Origin of the sequence: Flavobacterium sp. UW10123, from assembly GCF_040538975.1 — a bacterium.
In the GTDB taxonomy this organism is placed as follows: Bacteria; Bacteroidota; Bacteroidia; order Flavobacteriales; family Flavobacteriaceae; genus Flavobacterium.
Genome location: NZ_JBEWQE010000015.1, coordinates 20193 through 44248, shown reverse-complemented (window position 1 = coordinate 44248; position 24056 = coordinate 20193). Strand labels below are relative to the sequence as shown.

Genomic DNA, 24056 nt, shown 5'->3' with positions numbered 1-24056 from the left:
TTAAAACTTTGTTTAAAAAATGAGTTAAAAAACTTTAATCGTAAAATTTGTTAGTTTTTAATGAAGATTTTACTTTTTAATATTTAAGTGGTTGTAAATGAGTTTTTAATGTTGTTTGTAAAGAAAAAAATCCGCTAGAGAAATATCTCTAGCGGATTCAAACAATCTAATAAAAAATGTGCAAATTTATTTATAGAGGAATGTTTGCCTTTATTGTGAATGATTTTCTCGCGCAGATTTTGCAGATTAACAGATCCTCTTTATAACCCTAATAATAAATCGGCATAATCAGCCAAATCTGCGAGAGAAAAATTTTAGCGAGCCTCTGTGAAAACTTCTTTACATCCCGATAGTTATCGGGATTGCCGAATTCAAAACTCCAAGTTCCACCATACAAGCTTTCATCATTTCGTAAGTACGTTGAATATCATTATCTAAACCAATAGAAAAACGAATCAAACCATCTGTCAATCCCATTTCTTTCTGTTCTTCAAGCGGAATTTCACTAGAAGTAGAAGTTCCCGGCGCGCTAAACAACGTTTTATAGAAACCTAAACTTACAGCTAGATATCCTAAGTTTCGTTCCTGCATTAATTCCATTAATTCGTTCGCTTTTTCCAAAGAACCTACATCAATAGTCAGCATTCCCCCAAAACCATATTCTGGATTAATCATCGTTTTGTATAATTCATGACTAGGGTGACTTTTCAATCCTGGATAAACCGTTTTTAAACCGTCTTTTTCAAACTGATCTGCCAAATAATGTGCATTATGGCTGTGTTGTTTAATTCGGATATGAAGTGTTCGTAAGTTTTTCATCACGCTTGCAGAACGAAGACTGTCCATTGTTGGCCCTAAAAGCATGCTTGCTCCAGAGTTTACATTCTTCAATGAATTAATAAATTCTTTAGATGCGCAAGTTACACCGCCAACCGTATCACTGCTTCCGTTAATGTATTTTGTTAAACTATGAATCACAATATCAGCTCCCAATTTTGCAGGAGAAACTGATAATGGCGAAAAGGTATTATCTACAACCAATTTCAGATTATGTCTTTTTGCAATTTTTGCTAGACCACGAATATCAGCCACCTCCAATAATGGGTTGCTTACTGTTTCGCAATACAAAACTTTAGTTTTAGGCGTAATTGCTGCTTCAACAACATCTAGTTTTGTAATATCAACAAAGCTTGTTTCAATTCCGAATCTTGGTGTAAAGTTTTTCAAGAAAGCGTAAGTTCCTCCATAGATAGTTCGGCTAGAAACAATATGATCGCCTGCTCCGCACAATTGCAAAAGGGTAGGCGTAATAGCTCCCATTCCAGATGCCGAAACGTTTGCCGTTTCCGTTCCTTCCATTGCTGCCAAAGCTTGATCCAGATACAAGTTGCTTGGTGACGAATGGCGAGAATATAAATAACAGCCCTCCATATTACCTTCAAAAGTATCAAACATGGTTTTTGCCGAAAGAAAGGTATAAGTCGAAGAATCAGAAATCGACGGATTTACACCGCCAAATTCGCCAAAATATTGTAAGTCCTGAATTTTATCTGCTGGGTTAAAGTTTTTCATTGTAGTTAGTTTCAAGTTTTTATTTGTTTCAAGTTGCTAAAATTGCAATTGTCATCCTGAGCGAAGTCGAAGGATAAGAAGCTATTCCTGCTATCCGTTCCAATCTTTTGTGCCGAACCTTGGCACAAAAGGATTTCCACTTCTATCAGGGCTAGGACATTCATATCTCAAAAGAAATTCTAGTCAAAATAATGTCTAATAAGAAAATTAATCAACCATGAATTGAATAATTAGATTTTAAAACTATATAAATGTATTTGTAATGATTTTTAATCTAAATTTGAATTGATAAAGCCCAATCAATAGATTTTCTTTCACTTTCCAAAACAAATAAAGATGACTTTAGATGCTACAGATAAAAAACTTCTGGTTTTACTTCAAACCGATAGTAAAAAAACAACCAAAGAATTATCATTAAAACTTGATCTTTCTGTTACAGCGGTATACGAACGAATTAAAAAGTTAGAGCGCGAAGGCATAATAAAAAACTACGTGGCATTAGTAGATAAATCCAAAATCGAAAAAGGTTTTGTCGTTTTCTGCCATTTAAAACTCATTCAACACACCAAAGAATTCCTAACCAAATTTGAAAGTGAAGTCATAAAACTAAATGAAGTTCTAGAATGCCATCATGTAAGCGGCGATTACGATTATATTCTGAAAGTTCTGGTAAAGGATATGGAAGCTTACAGGGAGTTTTTGGTTACAAAACTTACAAGTTTGCAACACATTGGAAGTACACAGAGCATGTTTATGATTAGTGAAGTGAAGAGTTCTACGGTGATTTCTTTTTAAAAAGACACAAAGGTTCAGAGGAACAAAGGTTCAAAGGTTTTTTCTGTAGAGACGCACTTCAGTGTGTCTAACGTCCTGTTTGTCATCCTGAGGAACGAAGGATCACACATGAAACTCTACAAAGATTGGCGATTTTGCATGCGGAGCTTCTAGTGTGATCCTTCGTTCCTCAGGATGACAAGCTTGGGTATAAACTTAGCGACTCTGCTCCCGATAATTATCGGGATTGCGAGACTAAAAACAAAACTTAGGGAACCTTATACAATCTTACCAGCTTCAAGATTAAAACAGGCTAATATTTCACGCAAAAAACATTGAAAATTAAACTTCAAACAGAACTTTATTGCTTAATTTTGTAACCGCTAAAATAAAAACAAAATACTATGAGTTCATTTGACGTAGTCATTATAGGTTCAGGTCCTGGAGGATATGTATCAGCAATTCGTTGCGCACAATTAGGTTTCAAAACTGCAATTGTAGAAAAATATAATTCATTAGGCGGAACTTGCCTTAACGTAGGTTGTATTCCTTCAAAAGCATTATTATCTTCTTCACATCATTATTCAGAAATCGCACATTTCGCAGATCACGGAATCGAAGTTTCTGGCGATGTAAAAATCAATTTAGAGAAAATGATCGCCCGCAAACAAGCTGTTGTTGATCAAACTGTAGGCGGAATCAACTACCTAATGGATAAAAATAAAATTACTGTTTTCAATGGTTTAGGTTCTTTCGTAGACGCAACTCACATTGCTGTTGCAAAAGCTGATGGAACTTCAGAAACTATCGAAGCAAAATATACTGTAATTGCTACAGGATCAAAACCATCTTCTTTACCATTTATCAAAATTGATAAAGAAAGAATCATCACTTCTACTGAAGCTTTGGCTTTAAAAGAAGTACCAAAACACTTAGTTATCATCGGTGGTGGAGTTATCGGAATCGAGCTTGGACAAGTTTATCTTCGTTTAGGAGCTCAGGTTTCTGTAGTTGAATTCATGGATAGAATCATTCCAGGAATGGACGGAGCTCTTTCTAAAGAATTAACAAAAGTGTTGAAAAAACAAGGAATGAAATTTTACGTTTCTCACAAAGTAAAATCAGTTGAAAGAAATGGCGATGCTGTTGTAGTTCAGGCTGAAAATGCAAAAGGAGAAACGATCACTCTAGAAGGAGATTATTCATTAGTTTCTGTTGGTCGTCGTCCATACACAGACGGATTAAACGCTGACAAAGCCGGAGTTAAAATTTCAGACAGAGGACAAGTTGAAGTAAACGATCATTTACAAACTAATGTTCCAAATATCTATGCAATTGGTGACGTTGTTCGTGGAGCGATGTTAGCGCACAAAGCAGAGGAAGAAGGAGTTATGGTTGCAGAAATCTTAGCAGGTCAAAAACCTCATATCGATTATAACTTAATTCCTGGTGTTGTTTACACTTGGCCGGAAGTTGCTGCGGTTGGACAAACTGAAGAGCAATTAAAAGCGGCAGGAGTTGCTTACAAATCAGGAAGTTTTCCATTCAAAGCTTTAGGACGTGCAAGAGCAAGTGCTGACTTAGACGGATTCGTAAAAATCTTAGCTGACGAAAAAACGGATGAGGTTTTAGGAGTTCATATGATCGGTGCTCGTACAGCAGATTTAATTGCTGAAGCGGTTACTGCAATGGAATTTAAAGCTTCTGCCGAAGATATTTCAAGAATGAGCCACGCGCATCCAACTTTCGCGGAAGCGGTAAAAGAAGCAGCATTGGCAGCGACAGAAAATAGAGCTTTACACGTATAATTTTTACGTTAAATTATATTTAAAAACCGTTAGAGCGATCTGACGGTTTTTTTGTGCTTCATATAATATAATATTCAAAAATAATTTTGTAAATTAGATGTGTATTTCAGGTGCTATCTTTATGATAATTAAAAAGATAGTATTATGAAAACTAAATATGTAGTTCCGGTTTTGATCGGAGCAGGGATTGGACTCGCATTGTATTCTTGCGGAGGCGGAATTCCAAAAAATGCAAAAGCTGTAACAAACTTTGACAGCGCAAAATATCTCGGAAAATGGTATGAAATTGCCAGATTGGATTACAAATGGGAAAGAGATTTGAACAATGTAACTGCCGAGTATTCTTTAAATGAAGATAAAACAATAAAGGTAGATAATAAGGGCTATAATGTCAAAAAAGACAAATGGGAACAAAGTGTCGGGAAAGCTAGATTTGTCAAAAAAGACAACATTGGTATGCTGAAAGTCTCATTTTTTGGTCCTTTTTATTCTGGTTACAATGTCGTAGCAATCGATCAAGATTATAAATACGCACTTGTGGCTGGAGAAAGTTTAAAGTATATGTGGATACTTTCTAGAGAAAAAACAATTCCGGAGAGTGTAAAAGCTGATTTTCTTATCAAAGCTCAAGAAATTGGGTATAAAGTAACCGATTTGGTTTGGGTAAAACACGATAAGGTAAATTAAAAAATAAAGTCCGTCAGATGATAACACTGACGGACTTTTTTATTTCGATTTGAAAAATGCTTATGCAGTAAAAACACTTTTATAATTATCCCAGTATCTGTAAATCAAGAATAGGTTTCCTAGAAAAAGAAGAGCTGCAATTGGCAGGCCATCTGGAGTAAGGAAATAATTGATAAACAAAATATTTACCGTAATCGGTAAGATCAAGATGTTTGCTAAAGTTACATATCGCCCAGATACAAATGCAATACCACACAATAACTCGATAGATTTTGCCAGAGGCATTAAATACGTCGAGGCCATTAAACCTACATTAAATGCTTTAAAATTCCCTGTAGTTTCAGGTTCAGGCATTAGGTGGAAAAAATAACTGATAGAGGCGAACAGTAGCAAAAGGCCAATTAAAACGCGGACAATAATTGTGGCAATTTTCATAATACTTAGGATTTTTTAAGGTTAAAAAAATTAATTAAGTTATTGGAAGAAATGCAATCTAAAAGCTCAAAAGAGAATCATAATTTAATTTTTTTAAGGCTCTTTTTTAAGGATTCTACAATCAAATCAATACTGTTTTTGGATTAATCTAATTGTATATCAAATATAACGAATTTTTTCTTATAAAATAAATGTCTTTTTAACAGTTTTGTAATGCAATTCAAATCGTTTGATTATTTTTTTGTTTTCTGTTAATGAAAGAATTTTGTCGTAATTTTGACCTTTAAAATTACCATTTTTGAGAGTTTCCATCCGTAAAAATATTGCCAATCCGAAACTGTTTAAAGAGCAGCTTTTAAGTTGGGCGCAGCAATTTCGCGAAGTCGTTTTTTTAGACAGTAATTCTTATCCGCAGATGTATTCAAGTTTTGACTGCATTTTGGCAGTTGATGCTTTTACATCTTTAAAAACAGATTATTTCAACGCTTTTGAAGATTTAAAGCAGTATCAGCAAAATGCAAAAGACTGGCTTTTTGGATATCTTTCTTATGATTTGAAGAATGATATCGAAAATCTTCAATCTAATAATTTTGATGGTTTGAATTTTCCCGATTTGTTTTTCTTTCAGCCTAAAAAAGTTTTTATCCTGAAAGGGAATGAACTTGAAATCCAGTACTTAATGCTTTGTGATGATGAGCTTGAAGAGGATTTTGAAGAAATAATAAAAACTCAAAGTGAAACATTTGTTACACTGAGCGGAGTCGAAGTGAAGCAACGCATTTCGAAAGAATCGTATGTTGAAAAAGTGAATCAAATGCTTCATCATATTCATATTGGTGATATGTACGAAGCGAATTTCTGTATGGAATTTTATGCTGAAAATGCCATTATAAATCCGTTAGAAAAGTTTCAAAAACTGAACGAAATATCACAAGCGCCTTTTTCTGTTTTCTTTAAAAATTACAAACAATATCTGCTTTCGGCTTCACCAGAACGATATTTAAAAAAAGTAGGTGATAAGATTATTTCGCAGCCAATCAAAGGAACTTCTAAGCGTTTTGCAGATGCAATTGAAGATGAAAAATCAAAAAATATTTTAGTTTCAGATGCCAAAGAACGTGCTGAAAATATCATGATAACCGATTTGGTTCGAAATGATTTGTCACATACCTCGCAAAAAGGTTCGGTTGAGGTTGAAGAACTTTGCGGGATTTATTCGTTTTTACAGGTTCATCAGATGATTTCTACTATAATTTCAAAATTAGATTCTAAATATTCAGCGGTCGATGTTCTGAAAACTACATTTCCGATGGGAAGTATGACAGGAGCGCCAAAGATTTCAGTAATGGAAATTGTAGAAGAAATAGAAGAGACCAAAAGAGGATTATATAGTGGTGCAGTCGGCTATTTTACTCCTGAAGGTGATTTTGATTTCAATGTCGTAATCCGAAGTATTTTATACAATCAAGAGAATAAATATGTTTCTTTTTCGGTTGGAAGCGCCATAACCTCGCTTTCGATTCCGGAAAAAGAATATGAAGAATGTTTGTTGAAAGCAAAAGCAATGCATGAAGTTCTACAGTAATTTTTTTCGCCACGAATTGCACGATTTCCGCGAATTATTTTTTTTGCTAAATCCTATAAAAATAGCCACAGATTAAAGGGATTAAAATGATTAAAAAATCTGTGAGAATCTTTTTAATCTGTGGCAAAAAAAATAATTCGTGTAATTAGTGGCAGAAAAAAACAACGCTTAACATTTCGTTTAAAAATAGATCGAATTTAATTTTTTACTTTTATCAGATGTTTTCAAAATTTCAAAATCATATCGTATCCAGATTTCCGTTTTTAGCCGAAAAAAAACTTTTTCTGGCTGTTAGTGGCGGATTAGACAGTATGGTTTTGCTGCATTTAATGAATCAACTGCCTTATGAAATTGCAGTTTTGCATTGCAATTTTCAGCTTCGCGGATTAGAAAGTTTTGGAGATCAGGAATTCATTCAGAATTATTGCAATCAAAATAATATTCCAATTTTTACCACACATTTTGATACAGAAGCTTTCGCTAAAGATTATAAGCTTTCTACGCAAGTTGCTGCAAGAGAACTTCGCTACAGCTGGTTTTATGAATTATTAGAAGAAAAAAACTTCGATTATATCTTAACTGCACATCATGCCGATGATAATCTGGAAACTTTCATCATCAACTTAACGCGCGGAACAGGTTTAGAAGGTTTAACTGGAATTCCTGAGCAAAACGATAAAATTATTCGTCCGCTGCTTCCTTTTTCAAGAGAAGAAATCTTGAAATATGCAGAAGAGAATAAGATAGAATGGAGAGAAGATAGCAGCAATGCATCAACAAAATATCTTCGAAACAAGATTCGCCATAATTTAGTTCCAGTTTTAAAAGAAATCAATCCTAATTTTTTAGATGCTTTTCAGAAAACGGAATCATTTCTTCAAGAATCAAAAGAAATGGTTGAAGATGCGTCGATTATGATTTATCAGCAGGTAGCAAAAGAAGCTGAAGATGATATTCATTTCGATTTAAATCAACTAAAAAAACTTCCAAATTATAAATCATATCTATATCAATGGCTGAAAGAATTTGGTTTTTCGGCTTGGAATGATATATATGATTTAGCCGAAGGACAATCTGGAAAACAGGTGTTTTCGGAAGAATTTAGATTATTGAAAAATAGAGAAACATTAATTTTAAGTCCGCTTTCAGAAAACTCAGAAAATGATGAGTATGAAATAAATGAAAACGATTCAGAAGTTAATTTTCCCTTAAAAATGAGCCTTTGTAACGTAGGTCACACAACATTCGACTCAAATAAAGTTATATTTGTCGATTCTGATAAAATCCGCTATCCTTTGATTTTGCGTAAATGGAAAGAAGGCGATGTTTTTCAGCCTTTTGGAATGCACGGAAAATCAAAAAAAGTAAGTAAACTTTTTAAAGATGAAAAACTATCCTTGATCGAAAAAGAAAAAACATGGATTTTATGCTCAGAAGATCAAATAGTCTGGGTAGTCGGAATGAGACAAGACGAACGTTTTAAAATAAAAAAAGCCACAAATAAAATACTTAAAATAGAATTACTATAATGAACTTTACTCAAGCCCATCAGTCGATAACTTCGAAAAGTATCTGGAATAAAATAACTGCTTTTTTACTCTTTTTCTTTTTTGCATTAGCAAGTAACGCTCAAATCTTAGAGCCAGTAAAATGGACTTCTAAAATGGAGAAAAAAGGAGATAAAGTCATTTTAATTTTTGATGGAACAATCGAAAAAGACTGGCATATGTATTCTCAGTTTACGCCAGACGGAGGTCCTCTTGCATTGGAAATTTCGTTTAAAAACCAAAAAGGAAATTACGAGTTAATTGGAAAAGCTAAAGAAGGCAAAACAAGAACAGCTTTTAACGATGTTTTTGGCGTAGATGAAACTTTCTTTGAAGGAAAGGCTCATATTGAACAAGAGATCAAAATTATTAACCCAAATTTAAAAACGGTAGATGTAGATTTTGATTTTCAGGTTTGTAAAGAAGTTTGTATCAACTCAAGCAAGAAATTCTCAATTCCTGTTCCTTCAACATTTAAAATGGATGAAGTTCCAGTTGTTTCAGAGGCTAAATTGGACGAAACAAAAGTTGTTGGTCTAGCAGTTGATACCGTTAAAAAAGAAGAAGCTACACAGCCAAAAGTAGAGAAAACAGCTGAAACGGCTGCAGCAGAAATTCCTGCACCAGCGCCTTCAAGAAGTTTGTGGTCAATCTTTTTTCTAGCATTTTTAGGTGGTTTTGCAGCTTTATTTACGCCTTGCGTTTTCCCAATGATTCCAATGACAGTGAGCTTTTTTACAAAACAAAGTAAAAGCAGAGCAAAAGGAATTAGAAATGCTATTATTTACGGATTATCAATCATTGCTATTTATGTGATTTTAGGATTGATTGTAACCAAAATATTTGGTGCAGATGCTTTAAATGCATTGTCTACAGATGTTTGGTTCAATCTTATTTTCTTCGTGATTTTAATCATTTTTGCTGTTTCATTTTTAGGAGCATTTGAAATTATGCTTCCAAATTCATGGGCAAACAAAGCAGATCAACAGGCAGATAAAGGCGGTTTGGTTGGGATATTATTTATGGCTTTGGCTTTGGCAATCGTGTCATTCTCTTGTACTGGGCCAATTGTTGGAACTTTATTAGTTGAAGCAGCCTCAAATGGAGGAATTGCGCCAATTGTTGGAATGTTAGGATTCTCTTCTGCATTAGCTTTGCCATTTATGTTATTTGCATTGTTTCCGGGGTGGTTGAATTCGTTACCAAAATCTGGTGGATGGCTAAACACTGTAAAAGTTGTTTTAGGATTTTTAGAATTGGCATTAGCATTCAAATTCTTGTCAAATGCCGATTTGGTTTTACAATTGCATTTCTTAGAAAGAGAAGTTTTCTTAGCGATTTGGATTGCTATTTTTGGAACTCTTGCATTCTATTTATTCGGAAAAATTACATTGCCGCACGATAGCCCAACTCATCATATTTCAGTCGGAAGATTATCATTAGGATTAATTGTTTTAAGTTTTACAATTTATATGATTCCGGGACTTTGGGGAGCACCTTTAAAATTAATCAGTGCATTCCCGCCGCCGCCTCAGTATAGCGAAAGTCCGTTTGGGGTTGGAGGTTCAGGAAACGGAGCGGTTTCGGCAGGATCTATTAAAGGTATGCCAGAAGGTGCTGAATTAGGGCCTCACGGAATTATGGTTTTCCATGATTACGAAGATGGTTTAGCTTATGCTAAAGAAATCAATAAACCAATTATGCTTGATTTTACAGGTTATGCTTGTGTGAATTGCAGAAAAATGGAAAATAATGTTTGGTCAGATCCTTCCGTTTTGCCAATCCTTAAAAACGATGTGGTTTTGATTTCTCTTTATGTTGATGATAAGCGTGAATTGCCAAAAGAAGAGCAATTTACAACAGAATCTGGAGACAAAATCATTACAGTTGGAGATAAATGGACAGACTTTATGATTTCTAAATATAAAACCAATACACAGCCTTTGTATGTAATTACCGATTTAGAAGGAAATAATTTAAACAGTAAAAAGCCAACAATTAGTTATGTGAGTACAGAAGAATATTTGCAATGGCTGAAAGAAGGAATTTCTAATTTTAAGTAATTAAGAGAAAAGATAATAGAAGCAAGATAATAGAAGCGAGAAGATGATTCAGAAATCTAAAATCTACATTCTAAAATCTAAAATATAAAAGGGATTTAATTCAAAAAGCAAAAAGCACTCTAAGTCAAATTTAGAGTGCTTTTTTATTTATCAAGCGAAAGTGAAAATTAATTTATTATAAGAATTCTCCGTGTTGAGAGATGTCTAATCCTAGTTCTTCTTTTTCTTCAGTAACTCTTAGAGGAGTAATTTTATTAACGATGAAGAATAAAGCATAAGAAGCTACAAAAGCAAAGATTGAAACGATAACCAAAGCAGTTAATTGGTTGATGAATAATGTAGGAGTTCCGAAGATTAAACCTTGATTATCTCCAACAGCAGGGTTGATTGCTTTTGATGCAAAAACACCAGTTAAAAGCATACCTACCATACCACCAACACCGTGACAAGCAAATACATCTAGAGCATCGTCGATTTTTCCTTTAGGGAATTTGCTCACAACAATGTTACTTACAATTGCAGAGAATAAACCAATGAAGATTGCGTGAGGGATACTTACAAAACCAGCAGCAGGCGTAATAGCAACAAGACCTACAACAGCTCCGATACAAGCTCCAAGAGCAGATAATTTGTGACCTAAAATTTTGTCAAGGAAAACCCAAGCCATTGCAGCAGCGGCAGCAGCAACAGTAGTTGTTCCTAGAGCTTGAGCAGCAAGACCATTAGCACCTAAAGCAGATCCAGCGTTGAAACCAAACCATCCAAACCAAAGTAAACCTGTACCTAATAATACATAAGTAATTCTAGCAGGATTAACTTTTTGAACTTTTCTTTTTCCTAAGAACATAGCTCCAGCCAGAGCAGCCCATCCAGCGCTCATATGCACTACTGTTCCTCCGGCGAAGTCCAGAACTCCCATTTTGAAGAAAACTCCATCAGGGTGCCATGTCATATGAGCAAGAGGAGCGTATATTAAAATGATGAATAAAACCATGAATAACAAATAAGCCCAGAAACGAATACGTTCTGCAAAAGCACCTGTAATTAATGCAGGAGTAATGATGGCGAATTTTGCCTGAAATAATGCGAATAATATAAATGGAATTGTTGGCGCAAGGCTCCACGCTGTATTAGTTCCAACTCCTGCAAAGAACAAATTCTCAGACGGGTTTCCGATAATTCCTCCAATTGTTGGTCCAAAAGCCAATCCAAAAGCAACAATTGTCCATAGAATAGTAACAATTACCATTGCCATAAAACTTTGAAGCATAGTACTAATTACGTTTTTCTTACCTACCATACCTCCGTAGAAGAATCCTAATCCAGGTGTCATTAACAATACAAAAGCAGTTGCTACGATCATCCAGGCAGTATCTCCAGTATCAAACTTTACAGCTTCAGCAGGAATTGGGTTGTCTGCAATGATAAAGTTCGAAATAAAGGTTAGGACCAAAATCGTGATAAGAATCACACTTAAAATAATTTTTCGCATAGTTATTTAGTTTTAAAATTTTTTATAAAAGTATAAAATGATTTAATACCCCATAAAAAAATAGGGTTGTGTGTTTAATTTTTGTTAAATTTAAAATTTAACCCCCATGATTTTGCGTGAATTTCTTAAAACAAACTTAAAATTTACAATTTGGCAACATTTTTTTTTCACTTACCATCCTTTTTGATAATTTTTGGGGTAATTGATTGCTATTTTTTGTAGGATAATAGATATTTGTTGTTTAAAAAACGTCTGTTGCATGTTGTGGTGGATATTTTTTAATCTTTTTAACAATTTTGATGATTATAATATAAGTATGGGGAATAGAAGTATTAAGTGGGGGATAGTAGGATTAGGAAACATTGCAAGTCAGTTTGCATCAGATTTGCTATTGATTGAAAACGCTGAACTGACGGCAGTTGCTTCAAGGGATCTTACTAAAGCTGAGGAATTTGGAGGAAAATTTAATGCTTTAAGAATGTACAATTCTTATGATTTGCTTTTTGACGATTCAGAAGTTGAGATTATTTATATCGCAACTCCTCATAATTCGCATGCCGAATTGTCTATAAAAGCATTAGAAAGTGGTAAACATGTACTTTGCGAAAAGCCTATGTCTTTGTCTTATAAAGATGCAGAAAGAATGATAGCGGCATCAAAAAAGCATAATGTGTTTTTTATGGAAGCCTTTTGGACAAGATTTATTCCTTCGGTTCAAGATCTTCTTCAGAAAATTGGCAACGGAATAATAGGAGACGTAAATTATATAAAAGCCGATTTTGCCTTTCGCGGAAGTGAAACAGAAAACAAAAGGCTTTTTGATAAAGAATTGGGCGGAGGAGCATTGTTTGATATTGGCGTTTATCCTTTATTTCTTTCCTACATAGTATTAGGATATCCAAAAGAAATTGCAGCAAAAGCAATCAAGCATAAAAACGATATAGATTTGCAGACTTCTATGATTTTGCAATACGAAACAGCTCAATCTCTTTTACATGCTTCGATAGTTTCTGAATCTGATATGAAAGCGATTATTTCAGGAACAAGAGGGCGAATAGAATTAAATGCTCCGTGGTATGTTGCCGATGGTTATTCTTTATTTATTAATGAAGAAAAAGAAGCCACTTTTACTTTGCCAACTTTAGGAAAAGGATATTCTCACGAAATTACTGAATGTCAAAATTGTATTCTCAATAATGAAATTGAAAGTAAACTTTGGTCGCATCAGAATAGTTTGGATTTGAGTAGAATAGTAGAGGAGATTAAAACTCAAGTTAAACTTCCATTTTAAATATCTATTGTTGTAATAGTGTAATTATATGATTGAAAAAACAGAATTTCTAGCGAATAAAATAAATGAGTTTATTGAGAAATATGGAGAAGTGCCTCCACATTGGATTTATAAACCAGATTCACATCCTTACAGTATTATTTGGAGATATGGAAGTGGTGATGAATTTTGTGACTGTTTTTATATTTGGTTTGAAGAAAATTGTCAAACAACTGAAAAAAGAATTGCTTATTTTAAGAAATATAATCCACCACCAAGATGGTTGGCGTCAGTAGTTGATAGTGTTTGGGAAACAGAAGGGTGGAACGAACCTTTTTTTGATTATACTCCCTATTTGAAAAAGCTTGAAAAATATGGTTTTACCGGAACATCTGAATATGAAAAAGACTTAGATGATCAGAAATGGTTAGACAAAGAAAATGACATAAATAGATTTTAAATATAAAGTAGTAAAATATTTACAAATAATATTTTTTACTTCTATTTAATTAAATACTTTTACTTTTTATAAGAATTTATTTATGTTAGTAAAAGTTTACGGAAGCGCCGTTTTTGGAGTTGAGGCCACAACGATTACAGTTGAGGTACATATGGACAAAGGAATTGGTTATCATTTAGTTGGGCTTCCAGATAATGCAATAAAAGAAAGCAGTTTTAGAATCGCCGCGGCTTTAAAAAATAACGGTTTTACTTTTCCGGGAAAGAAAATTACGGTCAATATGGCGCCAGCCGATCTTCGAAAAGAGGGTTCTTCATACGATTTGACTTTGGCAATGGGAATTCTGGTTGGTTCAGATCAGATCAAAGCGCCTGAAATTGAGCAATATATTATTATGGGCGAGCTTTCTCTCGATGGAAGTTTACAGCCTATTCGTGGAGCATTACCTATTGCAATCAAAGCTAAAGAAGAAGGTTATAAAGGTTTTTTTCTTCCGATTCAGAATGTAAAAGAAGCGGCTATTGTAGCAGGTTTAGATGTTTATGGTGTTTCTAATTTGCAAGAAATAATTGATTTTTTTAAAGGAAAAGGAACACTAGAACCTACTGTCATTGACACAAGAGCTGAATTCTATAAAACACTTGATTTTCCTGAGCATGATTTTTCAGATGTTCGCGGACAGGAAAGCATTTATTTAAGTTCTTGATAAATAACATTTTACTATTAATAATTTAATTAGTGTCTTAATTGTGTCTTGTAATTTTATTTTTTTACAACATTATAATGTATTTTTTTGCTCTGACCCGTATAAACAAAATTGGCGCTTTTATTACCTACTGTAAAAAATCCATCTTATTAAAAATGATACATTTTCAGTTTTATATATAATTTAAGGTTGAACTGAATCAACTCAAAAAAAATAAATAAAGAAAATGAAAAAAAGATTGCACACCAGTTTTGTCAAGTTTATTGTTGAGAAATACGATAAAGAAAGTCAAGAGCTTCCGGAAGAAGAAACCAATTGTCGTAAAGATATCAGCGATGAATATGATGAAATAATGGATTATGGTGACGAAGAAAATGAAACTGTGGAAAATGATGGTGAGAGTATAGATGACTTGATTACTCAGTACCTTTCATTAGTAAAAAAATATAAGATACAAGCAGATGGTAACATTCTTAATGAAAGAAAATAGGAAGTATTATGATATTGAAACAATGCGACAAATTCTAAATGTATCAAAGTCTAAAATTCAAAGAGAACTGAAAAAACAGGTTACTGAAATAGTCAAGTATAAAAATTTACATCTTTATAACGAACATACTCTGTTTAACTTGATGGAAGTAATTCTAATAGAAAAATTAGAAAAGATGAATGATTGACTATTATAAAATTAAAAACTTGAAAGATAAGATTGCTATAAATAAAGAAAAGTTACAGTCAGAAACCGATATAAAAAAGAAAGAAAAGTTGAGGTGTTTAATTCAAATAGACATTTTAAAAGTAAAAATTGAAAGATTAAACTGAAATCAAAAAAAGAATGGTTTTTCCATTCTTTTTTTGATTTCATCTATACGATAAAGTATTTACATTGAAGTTTCAAGAAGCTTAAAAAGCGAGCAACAATAAGATGATGATATATATTACTTTATATTATAGATAGACTTGTTTATAAAATTTAATAGTGAGTTTCTAAAAAATAAGTGGAAACAAAATTAGATCACTTTTATATATAATAAAAAAAGAATTTATTATATGAAAGTTATTATACCCCAAGAAGTCATTAATTGTATTTCTAAAATTGGAAATAAAACGGCACAGAAAAACGGTTATAAAATTTATACTGCATTGACTTTGATGTCTAAAAGACAAAATAAACACAAATATTTTCCTGTTCCATCTACTTATTTGGAAAAGATAAATAAACGCTATAAAAGAACCCTAAATGCTTTACAAGAAGCAAAGATTATTAAACCATATAGTCGAATTGAACAACACCCACAACTATTGTTTGAAAGTATAGAAAAGAAATATTATAACGTATCGAGAGGTATTTGTATTAAATATAAATTCCTAATTGATATTTCAAAAGGCATTGTTGAAGAAATAGATTTTGATAACAAAAGAAAATACAGATGGTACTCTATAATTGAAAACTCAATGGCTGAACTGGGTTATGAGGGAAAAATTTCAAGAGATACTTTTGGACGAAGGGTACATCATCCTGTAATACCAATTTATAAAGAAGACTTGAAAAATAAAGGATATGCAATTATAGACGCAAAATGCTCGCAACCTAAACTACTCTTGAATATTATGAAAGACAAAGGAATAATTGACAAGAGATACAAAGAAGCATTTCAATTAGATTTTTATAATTATTTGGTTCAAAATTTAGAACTTAAAGATAGACAGCAAGCAAAAGATTTGTTTATGTATTTCCTAAACTCAAATGGATATGTCCCGAATTATAAAATTCACGTTTTGTTTCCTGTTGCATCAAAGTTTATTACAAATCTAAAAACCAAAAATTATAAAGATGCTTCTTCTTATTTACAAAGAGAAGAAAGTAAAATATGGATTGATGATTTACTTGAAAACATCCCGACTGATTTCGCTTTACCTATTCACGATTGTTTGTTAGTAAGAGATAGAGAAGTTTATGAAATACTTGATTATTGTAAAAGTAAATATGAAAATATAGATTTTGAGATTTCTTTTCTATAAAGAGTAAATCAAAATTCGCTTCCTAATAGAACTAAATCTGAGCAGAAAGTTAGTATTATATATTTCGCAAAATAACCTCCCAAAACAACTTTATTTGCGCCCAAACAATAAAAAAGCGATTTGATTAATATCAAATCGCTTTTCATTTTAGAATACTATTCAGTTTTGTATTTCTGCTCTTTATTCTATTATCATCAAATGATAATTTGTTAAAAATGTTTTCCATGTTTAGGAATTATAAACTACATCATCAAATGTAGTTTTGTTTAACTTAATAATAAATCTATTCTTTCATTTCTTTGATGCTTTGCGATTTCTCTATCAAAGATTTTATCAATAAATTCGGGTTCGTCTACTCCTTCTTCTATATCCAAGTAAAACATTTCATATATTAATATGTCATTATAAGTTATTTTAATACTTTTCCCCCAATTATCAGTTTTTCCGTATGCTTTATACATATTTAATTTGTTTTATTGATAGATTTTTTTGTTCTTTATTACTTAGTTATTTCTTAAAAACTTTCCATAATGTCCCATGATCTTTGATTATCGAAACATTAAATTTTACTTGTAAATAACCATCTGCAAGTAATGTCCTAATATCGTTTTCTGTTATAGATTCGTTTTTCTTTTTCATAAAAGTGGTAATACGTGAAACCGACCAACATTTTAATTCTAATGTCTCATTTTTTTTCATTATGACAGTTACATCATCATCTATTACTTTTAATGACAATTGAAATCCATTATAAAGTGTTTCTTTTTTTGTAGAAATGAATTCGGTTTTAAGTGTTGATTTCTTTCCATTTTTTATCCCCAAATACTTAGTTAGTACATTTACATTTGAAGTTTTACCGTTCTTTTCGGGTCCGCAATAAAAGTTGTTAAACTTTGTTTGTAAAGTTTCTTTGGGCATTACTTGAATGACTTTCGTTTCAATAGGTTTTACTTGTTCATTTTCTACGTAATTAAACTTCACATTGTTTGAAGTTAAAAAATTTAACCATGCATTATTATTTGCGCAAATTGGACAATTGTTTAAATGTGTTCTCATCATAATTTTATTTTGTTTTAAATTGTTACTAATTTTTAAGCATAGAAATCCACTCTCACTAAATGTGACTTTTTAATTTTTTAATTATAATTGCTTGAATTCTAAATATCTAAAAGGCTATTTAGGGATATTGTTGTTGATTTCTTTGGCAAAGATATAATGAAGAATCTTTTAAATAAAGAAAGAAAAATTTGGAAATATTGCACCTCAATAAAGTGATTTTTAGTGTTGAGGTATGTATTTACATTTGAGGTATTTTTGAGAAATGTTAAATTTAACTTAAACTGATTATTTTGCTGAAAAGCTACCGATTCAAGTTGAACTTAGTTACAATATCAAATGAAAGGCTCTGGTATTAGTGTCGAAGATAGAATAAGTGTAAAATTAAAATTTAAGATGCTAATAGCATTATGATTAATAAAAGTTATTTCCTACGTATAAACACCTGAAAAATGAATTCATGAGTGTGAGTTATGATTCTTTTCATATATACAATAGCTTAAAAAAAATCTTTAAAATACTTTTGTATCATAAAGTAAATTTACCATAACTATAAAACTAAAAAACATTATGACAGCAGAAATCTTAAAAACAAAATCAAAGGAAGAAGTTTTAAATTTTATTAGAGAAAGATTATCATTTGGTATTTCATCACAAATAAGAGAGGATGTGCCAGGTGAATTTGATCGTACACAACATAGAAGATTTGAAATGTCTGGTTATGAAAGTGTAACAGGTGAAACTACTTTATTTAATCAAGCAATCCTAAATGAATTCGCATATTTAGGGATATATGATTACACACATTATTTATTTTTAGATTTCTATAAGGGTACACCGTATATTTATTTAAAATATTGGAATGATATTCAAAACTTAGAATTTGATGAATTCAGTGCTTACACAACATCAGAAATAATATACGAAATTTTTAATCTAACAATCTTTACTAATAAGACTACTAGAAGAAGAATTTAAAAAAGATAAAAAAAAGCGGGAAAATCATCCCGCTTTTTTTATAGATAAGTTCTTTAATTTTTCCAATAATTAAAATGTGGAAATTCTTTTTTTAAACCATCTAAAATTTCATAAAGTTCTTCCTGAGAAAGTTTATCTAATCTCCAACCACCATCAATAGTTTTAAAAGAATTTGGCATACTAGTGGGCTGTGAATAAGGTTTTTTGTGCGAGAATTCATTTCCATCCAGATAGTGCATAGTTGCTGCCAAACTGAATGTTTCATTAGAGAATATTGTGATATCGTAATCTATTACTCCCTTCTTGTTTTTGTATTGTTTATAGTTTTTAATAAAGATGAAGTTGGCAATGTTATTTTTCTCAGTTTTGACATATTTATAAGTGTTAGGTTGTCCGTTTTCATAGTTAATATCTTTAATGATTGTATACTCATTACCAGTTTTTTCTTTCACTATTGCATTAACTAACCAACCATTTTTATATGTGTTTTTTCTAATTATAGTATCATGTTGATCTTTTATTATACAAACTCCTGTAAATATTTCTTTACTATCTTTTTTTGTTACCCCTTTAATAATGTATGGATTTTCTAAACTCCCAATGTCCCATTCGTCTTCATCACTAAGTTCTGAACAATTGCAATCCTCTACAACATTTTCTATTTTTTTATTTACACTTTTCTCTTCTTTATCATTGCCTTTTCCACCGCAAGAAAATAGAAGAATGCTGAACATTACTGCTGATAAAATTTTTATTGTTTTCATATTTTTTTTCAAAATTATTGTTTTTCTACTCTTTTGGTTTTTCGATTACACCCCTTTTATTTTGGTTTCTGAACTCCAAGCTTGATTAATGAACTAGGCTTTTATTTTAATAATTAAATGTTAGTTTAAAACGATTTCCTTTTTTCTTAAAGCAGTATATGCGATTATTTCCGCTATCAGAATCAATAGCCTCGAAATGATATTCTAAATTTTTCGCAATCTCTTTTGAAGATGTTTCATCATAATCAAAATCTTTTGTTCCACCTTCATTCACAGTAAAGTATAATTTTCCGTTTATTGCTTTTACGTTTACATAAAAAGTAGGATTTGAACCATCTATGTTCATTTTTACAGCATAACTGTCTACAAATATTTCTCGATTGATTTCCTTCTTCGTGTTTATATCAAAAATTTCGACTACTCCTGATTTAAGAGGATGCAAACTCATATATAAACAGATGGATATTAGCATAAGCATTACTAACAATAGTCTATTGTGTTGCTTCATATTCTAAGAAATTATAGTAGATTTTGCTCGCTAGGTTTTACGATTTCTGTCTTTTTTAGAATGTAACTTAATAATTAAATTTTAGCTCAAAACGACTCCCTTTTTTCTTAAAATGATAAGTACGAATATTTCCACTATTTAAATCATTAGCCTTGAAGTCGTATTGAATATTCTTTTGAATTTCTTTAACTGATTTCTCTTCATAATAAGAATTTATTGATCCTCCCTCATTTACAATAAATTGAAGTTTACCTTTTACTATACTCACATTAGTGTAAAAAGTAGAATTCATGCCATCAATATTGATTTTCACTGTATAATTGCCAACAAACTGTTTTTTATTAATAGCTGTCTTATTATTGCTTGAAGTTTTTGCTTTGTTATTGCTATTAATCGCCTCCCATCCGTTTTCAGTCTTTATCATTCCTAGATTTTTCCTTGATTCTATTTGCTTAATTTCTTCTTCTCCGAGAAAATTAGATTCGCTGTATTCTTCTGATAAATTTTCTTGACTATTGACTTCCTGCTGTTGAGCATTGGGAAAAGATGGCGTCTGAGCATATCCAATACTGCTCATAAATAGTAACAAAATAATAGTCCTCATTGTGGATAGATAAGTTTTCATCATAGTGATTTGATTTAGCATTTGACAGCCTTTTAATTGTTTTGTAATAATTTCATCAGCAAATATATAAAAAGCATTATGAACTAATCATACATGATTAGATAAATGGTCGATAATTAGAGGAATTTTACATACTTAATCATAGTTTGTAAAATTTTGATATATACCAAGGATACAGAATATCTAATAAGATTTGGAAAACATCTAAAAAAGATGCGAGAAGAAAAAGGTATGTCCCAAGAGGAACTAGCAAACTTAGCAGAAGTTTCATTACCTCAGATTACTAGAATCGAGAGAGGTGCTATAAATCCAACTATATGCACAATTAAATCCTTGGCTAAGGGTTTAGATATTGAAACATCATGGCTGTTTAAATTTGAAAATGAAAATTGAATCTTTGAGTAACTTATTTAATATTACCCCGTAACTTCTCACTGAAAAAAATCTTCTCTTTTTACATCAAAGTGATTTTTGGTGTTTCAATATCTATTATTATAGTTGAGATATTTTGAGAAATGTTATTTGTTTTTATACTTCGGTTTTTATTAAATATTTTTCCTATATATTTGAAAATAAATCACTACAAAAATTCGTGAACAAACTTTACTTAGATTAGATCTGTAAAATTTTATCGAGTATATAGTTAGCGAACATTCTAAATCAGCAAAATTGGAAAATGATAGATAAATCAATAAATTCAGGACCAGACGCTCATAATGGGTTTGCATTACAGAGAAATACTGCTATTTATTTACTTTTAGATAATTATATTAGTAAGTTTAAAGATAAAGACTATTTTGTTTGTCTTGAACATCATGATGATTTCTTGTTTTGTTTTCTAAATGAAAAAGAAGAAGTTGATTTAATTGAAGCATATCAATCTAAGAAGAAATCGCCCAGCATTTGGCGAGCAAATCCCGAGTTATTTGAAATTTTAAACAAACTTTTAAAAACGGGTAAAAATTTAATTTCAGATAAAATTTTGAAATCTGATCAATACAAACATATCCTTTATTTTTCAACTAATCAAACCATTGAAATAAAGAAAAAGTATCCAAAAAAAGACAATAAAAAAGATATTATTGTATCTATAAAAAATGATAATCCAAGCGTCCAATTTGGAAATTTACATACTGACATCCAAGAGCATTTTAAAACAAATATTATAGAAACTACCCTACACGATCAATTTGATAAATTGAATTTTTTATGGATACCTTTTACGACAACAGCAAAAGAGCAAGAAAATCAATTGGAGGGTAAAATTAGTGAGGTTTTTGGAAATAAAATTTTTGATAAAAGAGCGGCAATAGATTCTCTTATTAGTCTTTTTAGAAAAATTGAGGGAATATATAATCACGGAAATGAAGTCCAATTGTTAGACAAAACAAAACGAGTTGAAAGTGATAAAATAGAAAAGGCATTAAAAGTTTTAACAACGAAGGCAAAATGTTTTGATTATTGGCATTTAAGAAAAACTGAAATTTCTTTAAAATTACAAATCAAACCAATTGAAAAGGAAATTTTTGAATTAGCTTTTGATAGTGCATTTGATTTATTTAAAAGCATTCAAGAAGCTGAACATCAAAAAATATTGCAATTTACCAAAGAACAAATTGGAAATGTTACCACTTTTTCGGAAGAAGAAAATGTAATGGAATTGTTTGATTTATTTCAAAGCACTTGCACTACAAATTTTAATGAATTACAAATTAAAGCAATCTTATTTGCTTCACTTTTTGAAGTATTATATATTAAAGAAAAATAAAAATGAGAACTCAATTAATTTATAAAAACTTCTTTATCTATTGTGAAAAAAATAACACAAGTTTCTATACAGAATTTGATGAAGGTATAAATATAATTCACGGAAAAAACACATCAGGAAAAAGCACACTAATACAGGCGATACAATACACATTTGGTATTAATGATGAAAAACATAAATTATTTGAAATTTTAGAGGAAGGAGTGATTTTTAGACTTGACTTTGTTTTAAAAAAAGGTAGCAATGACGAAAATTTAACAATCATTAGAGATAACGATTTTATATACATAAAAAGAGAAAATCTTCCATTAATTAAATATTCTGGTATTGGAGCAAATCATTCAAGGGAACATGTACTGCTTAAAGAGTATTTAAGTAAATTAATTGGTTTTAATTTAAATTTAGAATCATCCGGAGAATATAAATTAGCTTCGTTAGAGGCAATGTTTTTGCCGTACTATGTCTCGCAAGACTATGGATGGGTTTTGGCTTTGAAATCTTTCAGAGGTCTGGATTTTTTTAGAAACTTTAAAACGGACTATTATGATTATTATCTTGGAATAACGAACGAATTTGACAGGTTAAAAAAACAAGAATTAGAAAAAGATAAAAAAAATCTTGAAGGTAGAATAAAATTTTTAACTGATACAGAGAAATATGATGATGATTTCAAACTTTCAAAATTAAAAGATGAATCGTTTGTTACTAAATCTGTTGAATATATAGAGTCTTACAAGAAAAACAAAGATGAGCTTATACAAATAGAGAAAGAGTATTTAACAAAATGTAATAAGTTAACATTTATTGAAGAAAGATTAAAAATTCTTAGAGTCGTTAAAAAGGCTTTAAAAACAGAGAATCCAGTAGAAAATGATTGTCCAACTTGTCGTCAAAATTTGCCAAGTTCCATAGAAGATATTTATGAATATTATCAAGACTTCAACAATACTGAATCAGAAATTGCTAAGCTGAAAAATGAACTTAAAGAAATAAAAGGGGCAATTAATAGTTTAGAAATTGCTATGTCGGCAAAAAAAGAAATTGTCTCAACAGATTATTCAATATTGCATGAATACAAAATTGCTGATTTAACATTCACTTCTTGGTTAGATAATAAAACTAAAATTCAATTATCAAATAATATTTTGTCTCAAATAGGAGAAGCTACAATTGAGTTAAATAAAAAATATAAAGAGTTAGAAGCCTTTAAAACAGATGACGAATTAAGAAAAGAGCGTAATAATAAAGATTATATTTTTAAAGGATATTTCAAAGATTTTCTTGATGAGTTAAATGTGAAATCTTTTGATAATGAGTTATACTTGTTATTGTATCAGATGAAGATATTTCCAAAACAAGGAGTTGAATTATTGAAGACTTTACTTGCCTATTATTTTGCTTTTAATAAATTAATTGAAAAAACTGAGTATGTTCACATACTCCCATTTATGATGGATGCAGTTTTTAAAGAAGATATCGATGAAGATAACCGAAAATTAATACTTGAATTTATATTCAAAAACAAGCCAAGTAACAATCAGCTAATCTTTTCGTTTGCAGAATCTAAGAAAAACGCAAAAACTGCATCTGAATATAATAAAGAAATAATGAATGGTGAAGCTAAATTGATTTTAACCGACTTAGCAAATGAAAGATCTTTATTACATACTTTAAATGATAAGCAACAAGAATATTTGCAAGAAACATTGTTTTTAATCGAATAAAAAAACTATAACAATTATAGGATAATCACATCAAAGTAAAACTGTATTAAAATATAATTATAACAAATATTCGATTTACTTTTAATTAAAAGTCAATGAAAAATTGAAACTTCGTGCTTTATTAAAAATAAAAATTTTTAATAAATAATAAAATATTCTCAATTCACTTTTTGCTACAAAATGTATCAAACTACAAAGTGTATCGTTTTAAT

The 24056-nt window shown here is 30.9% G+C and carries 22 protein-coding genes and 1 pseudogene; 15 read left to right on the top strand and 8 right to left on the bottom strand.

Annotated elements, in window-relative coordinates; all coding sequences use genetic code 11:
- Positions 1-339: 339 nt before the first annotated feature.
- Positions 340-1572, bottom strand: a complete 1233-nt coding sequence (locus ABXT06_RS17610) for an aminotransferase class I/II-fold pyridoxal phosphate-dependent enzyme (RefSeq protein ID WP_354591911.1) — start codon at positions 1570-1572, stop codon at positions 340-342.
- Positions 1573-1908: 336 nt separating this feature from the next.
- Between ABXT06_RS17610 and ABXT06_RS17605 the strand changes: the two genes are divergently transcribed.
- From ABXT06_RS17605 to ABXT06_RS17595, 3 genes are all read left to right on the top strand, one after another.
- Positions 1909-2367 (top strand): Lrp/AsnC family transcriptional regulator, encoded by a 459-nt coding sequence (locus tag ABXT06_RS17605; RefSeq protein WP_354591910.1) that lies wholly within the window; start codon positions 1909-1911, stop codon positions 2365-2367.
- Between the two features lie 383 nt (positions 2368-2750).
- The gene (lpdA, locus tag ABXT06_RS17600) at positions 2751-4154 is read left to right on the top strand and encodes a dihydrolipoyl dehydrogenase (protein WP_354591909.1); all 1404 of its coding nucleotides are present in this window, start codon (positions 2751-2753) and stop codon (positions 4152-4154) included.
- Positions 4155-4298: 144 nt separating this feature from the next.
- Positions 4299-4841 carry a lipocalin family protein gene (locus ABXT06_RS17595; protein ID WP_354591908.1) on the top strand — a complete coding sequence of 181 codons (543 nt, stop codon included), beginning with the start codon at positions 4299-4301 and terminating at the stop codon, positions 4839-4841.
- Between the two features lie 60 nt (positions 4842-4901).
- Here ABXT06_RS17595 and ABXT06_RS17590 read toward each other — a convergent pair whose 3' ends face one another.
- On the bottom strand, positions 4902-5276 hold the full coding sequence (locus tag ABXT06_RS17590; RefSeq protein WP_111365426.1) for a DoxX family membrane protein: 375 nt from the start codon (positions 5274-5276) through the stop codon (positions 4902-4904).
- Between the two features lie 298 nt (positions 5277-5574).
- Here ABXT06_RS17590 and ABXT06_RS17585 point away from each other — a divergent pair, with 298 nt between their 5' ends.
- The 3 genes from ABXT06_RS17585 to ABXT06_RS17575 all read left to right on the top strand — a co-directional run bounded on the left by ABXT06_RS17585 (position 5575) and on the right by ABXT06_RS17575 (position 10471).
- Positions 5575-6861 (top strand): anthranilate synthase component I family protein, encoded by a 1287-nt coding sequence (locus ABXT06_RS17585; protein WP_354591907.1) that lies wholly within the window; start codon positions 5575-5577, stop codon positions 6859-6861.
- Between the two features lie 218 nt (positions 6862-7079).
- Positions 7080-8390 carry a tRNA lysidine(34) synthetase TilS gene (gene tilS / locus ABXT06_RS17580; protein ID WP_354591906.1) on the top strand — a complete coding sequence of 437 codons (1311 nt, stop codon included), beginning with the start codon at positions 7080-7082 and terminating at the stop codon, positions 8388-8390.
- Entirely contained in the window at positions 8390-10471 is a 2082-nt protein-coding gene (locus ABXT06_RS17575) for a protein-disulfide reductase DsbD family protein (RefSeq protein ID WP_354591905.1), read from the top strand. The genes tilS and ABXT06_RS17575 overlap by 1 nt, the downstream gene beginning before the upstream one ends.
- Positions 10472-10646: 175 nt before the next feature.
- Here ABXT06_RS17575 and ABXT06_RS17570 read toward each other — a convergent pair whose 3' ends face one another.
- Positions 10647-11963, bottom strand: coding sequence for an ammonium transporter (locus tag ABXT06_RS17570; RefSeq protein ID WP_354591904.1), 1317 nt, complete (start codon positions 11961-11963; stop codon positions 10647-10649).
- Between the two features lie 316 nt (positions 11964-12279).
- Here ABXT06_RS17570 and ABXT06_RS17565 point away from each other — a divergent pair, with 316 nt between their 5' ends.
- From ABXT06_RS17565 to ABXT06_RS17545, 5 genes and pseudogenes are all read left to right on the top strand, one after another.
- Positions 12280-13254 (top strand): Gfo/Idh/MocA family protein, encoded by a 975-nt coding sequence (locus ABXT06_RS17565; protein ID WP_354591903.1) that lies wholly within the window; start codon positions 12280-12282, stop codon positions 13252-13254.
- Positions 13255-13282: 28 nt separating this feature from the next.
- Complete coding sequence (locus ABXT06_RS17560) at positions 13283-13693, top strand: hypothetical protein (protein WP_354591902.1); 411 nt, start codon at positions 13283-13285, stop codon at positions 13691-13693.
- 82 nt (positions 13694-13775) lie between these two features.
- Positions 13776-14384: pseudogene (locus tag ABXT06_RS17555) on the top strand (magnesium chelatase domain-containing protein); the annotation flags it as partial.
- 241 nt (positions 14385-14625) lie between these two features.
- Positions 14626-14889 (top strand): hypothetical protein, encoded by a 264-nt coding sequence (locus ABXT06_RS17550; RefSeq protein ID WP_354591901.1) that lies wholly within the window; start codon positions 14626-14628, stop codon positions 14887-14889.
- A 560-nt stretch (positions 14890-15449) separates the two neighbouring features.
- Positions 15450-16421, top strand: a complete 972-nt coding sequence (locus tag ABXT06_RS17545; protein ID WP_354591900.1) for a hypothetical protein — start codon at positions 15450-15452, stop codon at positions 16419-16421.
- A gap of 266 nt (positions 16422-16687) precedes the next feature.
- Here ABXT06_RS17545 and ABXT06_RS17540 read toward each other — a convergent pair whose 3' ends face one another.
- On the bottom strand, positions 16688-16882 hold the full coding sequence (locus ABXT06_RS17540; RefSeq protein WP_354591899.1) for a hypothetical protein: 195 nt from the start codon (positions 16880-16882) through the stop codon (positions 16688-16690).
- Positions 16883-16928: 46 nt separating this feature from the next.
- Positions 16929-17480, bottom strand: a complete 552-nt coding sequence (locus ABXT06_RS17535; protein ID WP_354591898.1) for a hypothetical protein — start codon at positions 17478-17480, stop codon at positions 16929-16931.
- Positions 17481-18047: 567 nt separating this feature from the next.
- Between ABXT06_RS17535 and ABXT06_RS17530 the strand changes: the two genes are divergently transcribed.
- Positions 18048-18455, top strand: a complete 408-nt coding sequence (locus tag ABXT06_RS17530; protein ID WP_354591897.1) for a hypothetical protein — start codon at positions 18048-18050, stop codon at positions 18453-18455.
- Between the two features lie 53 nt (positions 18456-18508).
- On the opposite strand, the gene ABXT06_RS17525 is transcribed toward ABXT06_RS17530, so the two are convergent.
- The 3 genes from ABXT06_RS17525 to ABXT06_RS17515 all read right to left on the bottom strand — a co-directional run bounded on the left by ABXT06_RS17525 (position 18509) and on the right by ABXT06_RS17515 (position 20355).
- A complete protein-coding gene (locus ABXT06_RS17525) occupies positions 18509-19219 on the bottom strand; it encodes a hypothetical protein (protein WP_354591896.1) in 711 nt (236 codons plus the stop codon).
- Positions 19220-19325: 106 nt separating this feature from the next.
- Positions 19326-19667, bottom strand: a complete 342-nt coding sequence (locus ABXT06_RS17520; RefSeq protein WP_354591895.1) for a hypothetical protein — start codon at positions 19665-19667, stop codon at positions 19326-19328.
- A 127-nt stretch (positions 19668-19794) separates the two neighbouring features.
- Positions 19795-20355, bottom strand: a complete 561-nt coding sequence (locus ABXT06_RS17515; protein WP_354591894.1) for a hypothetical protein — start codon at positions 20353-20355, stop codon at positions 19795-19797.
- 153 nt (positions 20356-20508) lie between these two features.
- Between ABXT06_RS17515 and ABXT06_RS17510 the strand changes: the two genes are divergently transcribed.
- The 3 genes from ABXT06_RS17510 to ABXT06_RS17500 all read left to right on the top strand — a co-directional run bounded on the left by ABXT06_RS17510 (position 20509) and on the right by ABXT06_RS17500 (position 23844).
- Entirely contained in the window at positions 20509-20745 is a 237-nt protein-coding gene (locus ABXT06_RS17510) for a helix-turn-helix domain-containing protein (protein ID WP_354591893.1), read from the top strand.
- A gap of 283 nt (positions 20746-21028) precedes the next feature.
- On the top strand, positions 21029-22120 hold the full coding sequence (locus tag ABXT06_RS17505; RefSeq protein ID WP_354591892.1) for a hypothetical protein: 1092 nt from the start codon (positions 21029-21031) through the stop codon (positions 22118-22120).
- Positions 22121-22122: 2 nt separating this feature from the next.
- On the top strand, positions 22123-23844 hold the full coding sequence (locus tag ABXT06_RS17500) for a hypothetical protein (RefSeq protein WP_354591891.1): 1722 nt from the start codon (positions 22123-22125) through the stop codon (positions 23842-23844).
- Positions 23845-24056 lie beyond the last annotated feature (212 nt).

What these genes read in the sequence shown, in the direction of transcription:
- ABXT06_RS17610 (WP_354591911.1), bottom strand. Translation starts at nt 1,572, where the DNA reads ATGAAAAACTTTAACCCAGCAGATAAAATTCAGGACTTACAATATTTT.
- ABXT06_RS17605 (WP_354591910.1), top strand. Translation starts at nt 1,909, where the DNA reads ATGACTTTAGATGCTACAGATAAAAAACTTCTGGTTTTACTTCAAACC.
- lpdA (WP_354591909.1), top strand. Translation starts at nt 2,751, where the DNA reads ATGAGTTCATTTGACGTAGTCATTATAGGTTCAGGTCCTGGAGGATAT.
- ABXT06_RS17595 (WP_354591908.1), top strand. Translation starts at nt 4,299, where the DNA reads ATGAAAACTAAATATGTAGTTCCGGTTTTGATCGGAGCAGGGATTGGA.
- ABXT06_RS17590 (WP_111365426.1), bottom strand. Translation starts at nt 5,276, where the DNA reads ATGAAAATTGCCACAATTATTGTCCGCGTTTTAATTGGCCTTTTGCTA.
- tilS (WP_354591906.1), top strand. Translation starts at nt 7,080, where the DNA reads ATGTTTTCAAAATTTCAAAATCATATCGTATCCAGATTTCCGTTTTTA.
- ABXT06_RS17575 (WP_354591905.1), top strand. Translation starts at nt 8,390, where the DNA reads ATGAACTTTACTCAAGCCCATCAGTCGATAACTTCGAAAAGTATCTGG.
- ABXT06_RS17570 (WP_354591904.1), bottom strand. Translation starts at nt 11,963, where the DNA reads ATGCGAAAAATTATTTTAAGTGTGATTCTTATCACGATTTTGGTCCTA.
- ABXT06_RS17565 (WP_354591903.1), top strand. Translation starts at nt 12,280, where the DNA reads ATGGGGAATAGAAGTATTAAGTGGGGGATAGTAGGATTAGGAAACATT.
- ABXT06_RS17560 (WP_354591902.1), top strand. Translation starts at nt 13,283, where the DNA reads ATGATTGAAAAAACAGAATTTCTAGCGAATAAAATAAATGAGTTTATT.
- ABXT06_RS17550 (WP_354591901.1), top strand. Translation starts at nt 14,626, where the DNA reads ATGAAAAAAAGATTGCACACCAGTTTTGTCAAGTTTATTGTTGAGAAA.
- ABXT06_RS17545 (WP_354591900.1), top strand. Translation starts at nt 15,450, where the DNA reads ATGAAAGTTATTATACCCCAAGAAGTCATTAATTGTATTTCTAAAATT.
- ABXT06_RS17540 (WP_354591899.1), bottom strand. Translation starts at nt 16,882, where the DNA reads ATGTATAAAGCATACGGAAAAACTGATAATTGGGGGAAAAGTATTAAA.
- ABXT06_RS17535 (WP_354591898.1), bottom strand. Translation starts at nt 17,480, where the DNA reads ATGATGAGAACACATTTAAACAATTGTCCAATTTGCGCAAATAATAAT.
- ABXT06_RS17530 (WP_354591897.1), top strand. Translation starts at nt 18,048, where the DNA reads ATGACAGCAGAAATCTTAAAAACAAAATCAAAGGAAGAAGTTTTAAAT.
- ABXT06_RS17525 (WP_354591896.1), bottom strand. Translation starts at nt 19,219, where the DNA reads ATGAAAACAATAAAAATTTTATCAGCAGTAATGTTCAGCATTCTTCTA.
- ABXT06_RS17520 (WP_354591895.1), bottom strand. Translation starts at nt 19,667, where the DNA reads ATGAGTTTGCATCCTCTTAAATCAGGAGTAGTCGAAATTTTTGATATA.
- ABXT06_RS17515 (WP_354591894.1), bottom strand. Translation starts at nt 20,355, where the DNA reads ATGATGAAAACTTATCTATCCACAATGAGGACTATTATTTTGTTACTA.
- ABXT06_RS17505 (WP_354591892.1), top strand. Translation starts at nt 21,029, where the DNA reads ATGATAGATAAATCAATAAATTCAGGACCAGACGCTCATAATGGGTTT.
- ABXT06_RS17500 (WP_354591891.1), top strand. Translation starts at nt 22,123, where the DNA reads ATGAGAACTCAATTAATTTATAAAAACTTCTTTATCTATTGTGAAAAA.